This is a genomic window from uncultured Escherichia sp., from assembly GCF_948475835.1.
Classification (GTDB): domain Bacteria; phylum Pseudomonadota; class Gammaproteobacteria; order Enterobacterales; family Enterobacteriaceae; genus ECMA0423.
The window spans coordinates 1-4,295 of sequence record NZ_CAOLGM010000205.1 but is presented as its reverse complement, the minus strand read 5'-3'; the positions used below and the strand labels follow the sequence as shown (position 1 = coordinate 4,295).

Sequence of the window (4,295 nt, the reverse complement as noted above, 5' to 3'; positions counted from 1 at the left end):
CACCACGGTGTTAGTAAACGCGTAGATCTCGAGCGGTAAACCGTTATCACCTGGAGCCAGTTGGCGTACCATTAAGGTCATATCTTTACGAATCCGCGGATGGTTACGCAGATATTCGTTCAGATAGGCACGAAAGGTTCCAATATTGGTCATTCGGCGCAGGTTTAATATCGACTCCGTAGAACCTTGCTGGCGATTCCACTCATTAATTTCCTGATGGCGGCTGGTTAAATAAGGTTTTAACAAGTGCGCTTTATTCAGACGTTGCATTTCGTCTTCATCAAGAAAACGAATACTGGTGACATCAATACTGATACTGCGCTTAATACGTCGCCCGCCAGATGCTGACATCCCGCTCCAGTTTTTAAAGGAGTCAGAAACCAGAGACCAGGTGGGAATAGTGGTAATGGTATTGTCCCAGTTACGCACTTTGACGGTGGTTAACCCAATATCGATCACCGCGCCATCCGCGCCGTATTTCGGCATCTCCAGCCAGTCGCCCAGTTTCAGCATATCGTTCGCGGAAAGCTGAATACCTGCCACCAGACCAAGAATCGGATCTTTAAAAACCAACATCAGCACGGCAGCCATTGCACCAAGACCGCTGATCAGAATCGCTGGCGACTGACCAATCAGCAGCGAGATCATCAAAATGCCGACCAGGATTGCGCCGATCAGTTTAATCCCCTGAAATATCCCTTTCAGCGGTAACTGAGATGCCGCCGGGAATTTCTGCGCCAGATTCAAAATAACATCCAGCAACGAGAAGACTGAAAGCAGCGCATACATCATGATCCACAACTGCGCGCAGGTAGTCAGAATATCTGCCGCTTCGGTGCCTTTTTGCAGCCAGAATACCGCCTGAATATTGACGATAATCCCCTGCAGGGTAAAAGCTAAACGGTGGAAGAGTTTATTCTGGGTAATGATTTGCAACCAAAGCCGTGAACTGGCGATGGCACGTTTTTCGAAGGTCCGCAGTACCACCCAATGCAAAATAATATGCACCACGACGGCGGTCAGAAAAATAATACCGAAAATCATCACCATCGAGGTGGTGTGATCGATCTCAATACCCGCTAAATCTTCAACCTGGGATATTAAATCCTGCATAACGTCTCCTTTATACAACAGCAGCCTATGATGACGGCTGAAACAGGGTTATGCAAATCAGGAGAATCTGAGGGGAAATAGCCGGGCAGATGCCCGGCAAGAGAGAATTACACTTCGGTTAAGGTTATGTTTTGCGGCAGACGAGATTTCGGCAGCGTAGCGTTAAAATCTTCAACGCTGTGATGACCTACCGGAACAACCACCAGACTGGTGTAGCCTTTCTCTTTCAGACCAAATTCTGCATCGAGGATGGCGGCGTCAAAACCTTCGATGGGTACCGCGTCCAGACCCAGCGCCGCCACGCCGAGCAGGAAGTTACCGACGTTGAGATAAACCTGTTTTGCCATCCACTCTGCATCATCATGCAGATCTTTACGGTGCATATCAGCGAAGAACTTGCGACCTTTATCGTTCGCGGCTTTCGCTTCCGGCGTGGCAAAGCGGCCATCAGCATCTTCCTGGTCAACAACCAGCTTCAGCCAGGCATCGTCCATCGCGGTTTTTGCACAGAACACCACGACGTGCGAGGCATCAAGTATTTTACGTTCGTTGAACACATAATTACCGGCAGCGGATTTGGCAACACGCGCTTTACCTTCTTCCGTGCTGGCAACAATAAAATGCCACGGCTGGGAGTTGGTGCTGGATGGGCTGTATTGCAGGAGAGTTTTGATCTGCTCGGCCTGTTCCGGGGTAAGTTTTTTACTGGCATCAAATGCCTTAGTGGAATGACGCTTTAAGGCGACAGAAATGATATCCATAAAGACTCCATGTGAAAGTAATTTTGCGTGCCAGCAGATTACAAGGTTCAACGAGAAATGGTAAGCGAGAAAAATGCGCTATAGATTTCCGCTTTAGCCTGGACGCACTCTTTTTTGATCGCGTTTAGCCAGACCATCAACCACCAGATTCCACGAATCGTTGATCAGATCGCGAAGTAACGCTTCGGAGATTTCCTCGCCGGGATACACCGAAATCCAGTGCTTTTTATTCATGTGATACCCTGGCTTAATGCTCGGGTATATCTGCTGATTTAACAGGGATTTTTGTGGATCGGACTTCAGATTGATAAAGGGGACGCCGCGCAGCTCCGACGACAGCATAAAAATTTTGCCGCCAATTTTAAAAACATCGAACTCCGGGCCAAAAGGCCAGCAAAGCTCGACAAAGGGTAACTCAAGGGCCAGGCGTTTCGCCGTTTCGTGCAGTGATTGCTTATCCATAAACGTTCCTTTAGGCGAAGGAGAATAAGCAAAGTATGCCGCGAAGTACGGCGATAATCGACGTTTAATCCGCCAGCGAGAACCAGCGTCGCCAGATAAAGCGCAGAACAAAATACTCAATAGCGCCCAGCACTAAAAACCACAGACAAAACAATAAAGTGTAAAGCTGGCTAAGATCCATCAGATGGAACATGGTCACCAGTTTTTGTGCCAGCGTCAGCCCCAGTGCGGGGGCGGGCAGCAGCAGGCAAGAGAGGAAAGCCATCAGCAAAATGCCTGCTGCGGTAGTCAAGGTTTCTAAAGGGTGTTTCATAACATTGTTAAATGTAAGTTAAAACACCATTGTCAGGGATATTCTTCTGTAAGGCAATTCCCTACTTAGTCACCGGCCCAGATCTCACAATGCTTTTTCACCAGCCCAATCAGCGAGCCACCATCGGCGACGAAATCGCGCATCAGCTGCGCTTCATTCAGACCGCTGACGACCTGGCGATGCAGGGCCTCAATCGCGCTCGATGCACCCATTTTATGTGCGGAAGGGGCGATTTTTTCCAGCAATCGCAAGGTATCTTCCGTTAGCGGTCGACGATCGCCAGTGTGCGGATCGGTAATGACGCCTTCCAGCCCATAGCGGCAGGCCTGGAAACGGTTGAATTTATACAGCAGGTAATCTTTCTCCTGATGTTTAAACGGGCGTTCCGTCAGTAACCAGTGGGCGGTGGCCTGAATTAATCCCGCCATATTTACCGCGTGGCTAAGGGTTAACGGGGTATCCATCACCCGAACCTCCACCGTGCCAAAATGAGGACTGGGGCGAATATCCCAGTGCAGATCTTTAATGCTGTCGATCATCGTGGTGTAACTCAGGCAGCGAAACAGGGCTTCAAATTGTTGCCAGTTACTGACCCACGGCATCGGGCCATTATCGGGAAAGGCGGAAAAAATATTCGGTCGTGAGGAGGCAAAACGCGTATCCGTTCCCTGCATATACGGCGACGCGGCGGAAAGGGCGATGAAGTGCGGCACAAACCGTGACAGGCCGTGCAGCAAATAAATGGCGTCATCGCCACTGGCGCAGCCAACATGGACATGCTGACCAAAAACGGTCGCCTGCTGGATGAGATAGCCAAAGTTTTCCAGCGTTCGTTGATAGCGTTCGTTTTCGCATACCTCCTGACGCTGCCATTTCTGAAACGGGTGCGTGCCACCGCCGCAAATTTCCAGATGATGGTCTGCGGCTGCCTGCAATACGACTTTCTGCATCGCTGAAAACTGCCCGGCAGCCTGGTTGATATCACGGCAAACATCCGTCGCCAGCTCCAGCATACTTTCGGTGATATCGTGCTTTACCTCTCCGGCCGTGATCTCATTTTTAACCGCGTCAATCAGCATTGAAGAGTCCTGGCTTAAGTCATAGCCCGGCGGATTAACCACCTGCATTTCCAGTTCAATACCGAGGGTAAAAGGTTCAGAAACATGAAAATCGGGTAATGGCATAGGTTTCTCTTAAGTTGGCGTTTTCTATTCAGTATAGAAGTCGGAGCGGCTGGGCGAGATGCGGAAGTTCTGGAATGTTTCTTTTTTTGGTGATGGTGACTGAAGCAATTTGGCTACTTTTGCAATGTGACAAGTTATGGCACGGCTGGCTGGTGGCGAAGAATTTTGACGATTGAGGCATGCAGAAAAAAACGGGTTCAGCTTCAGTTGATCAAATGGGGAGTGAGAAGTCCGAAACAGGACTTACTGTATAAATAAACAGCTATTTTGCTAAGCAAGGGTAAGATAACTGCGGGTGCCTGAAGCTTTCCGGTTTCAGGTTTACTCTGAGGTCTGGAAAGATGAAGCCCCAGGACGATATTTCTATCAACCCTGGGGCTACCTACCCAAACCTGAACAATTTGGATGGTAGTCCCTTCTTCGCATGGAGGCAATATAAACATGCTGACGAAATATGCCCTT

Annotated in this window: 6 protein-coding genes; all 6 read right to left on the bottom strand. The window is 49.3% G+C overall.

Annotated elements, in window-relative coordinates; translation table 11 throughout:
- On the bottom strand, window positions 1–1,113 hold a 1,113-nt coding region (ybdG, locus tag QZF50_RS22750), incomplete at its 3' end, for a mechanosensitive ion channel YbdG (RefSeq protein WP_290389005.1).
- A 107-nt stretch (window positions 1,114–1,220) separates the two neighbouring features.
- The gene (gene nfsB / locus QZF50_RS22745) at window positions 1,221–1,874 is read right to left on the bottom strand and encodes an oxygen-insensitive NAD(P)H nitroreductase (RefSeq protein WP_000351464.1); all 654 of its coding nucleotides are present in this window, start codon (window positions 1,872–1,874) and stop codon (window positions 1,221–1,223) included.
- A 93-nt stretch (window positions 1,875–1,967) separates the two neighbouring features.
- Window positions 1,968–2,336 carry an MmcQ/YjbR family DNA-binding protein gene (locus QZF50_RS22740; protein WP_000360951.1) on the bottom strand — a complete coding sequence of 123 codons (369 nt, stop codon included), beginning with the start codon at window positions 2,334–2,336 and terminating at the stop codon, window positions 1,968–1,970.
- Window positions 2,337–2,400: 64 nt separating this feature from the next.
- Window positions 2,401–2,649, bottom strand: coding sequence for a DUF1158 domain-containing protein (locus QZF50_RS22735; RefSeq protein WP_000682518.1), 249 nt, complete (start codon window positions 2,647–2,649; stop codon window positions 2,401–2,403).
- A gap of 65 nt (window positions 2,650–2,714) precedes the next feature.
- Entirely contained in the window at window positions 2,715–3,833 is a 1,119-nt protein-coding gene (locus QZF50_RS22730) for a YbdK family carboxylate-amine ligase (RefSeq protein ID WP_001130622.1), read from the bottom strand.
- A 203-nt stretch (window positions 3,834–4,036) separates the two neighbouring features.
- The coding region (locus QZF50_RS23780; protein ID WP_244575931.1) for a hypothetical protein at window positions 4,037–4,295 on the bottom strand (259 nt) is incomplete at its 5' end.

Coding starts and splice junctions, on each gene's coding strand:
- QZF50_RS22730 (WP_001130622.1), bottom strand. CDS start 3,833: ATGCCATTACCCGATTTTCATGTTTCTGAACCTTTTACCCTCGGTATT.
- nfsB (WP_000351464.1), bottom strand. CDS start 1,874: ATGGATATCATTTCTGTCGCCTTAAAGCGTCATTCCACTAAGGCATTT.
- QZF50_RS22740 (WP_000360951.1), bottom strand. CDS start 2,336: ATGGATAAGCAATCACTGCACGAAACGGCGAAACGCCTGGCCCTTGAG.
- QZF50_RS22735 (WP_000682518.1), bottom strand. CDS start 2,649: ATGAAACACCCTTTAGAAACCTTGACTACCGCAGCAGGCATTTTGCTG.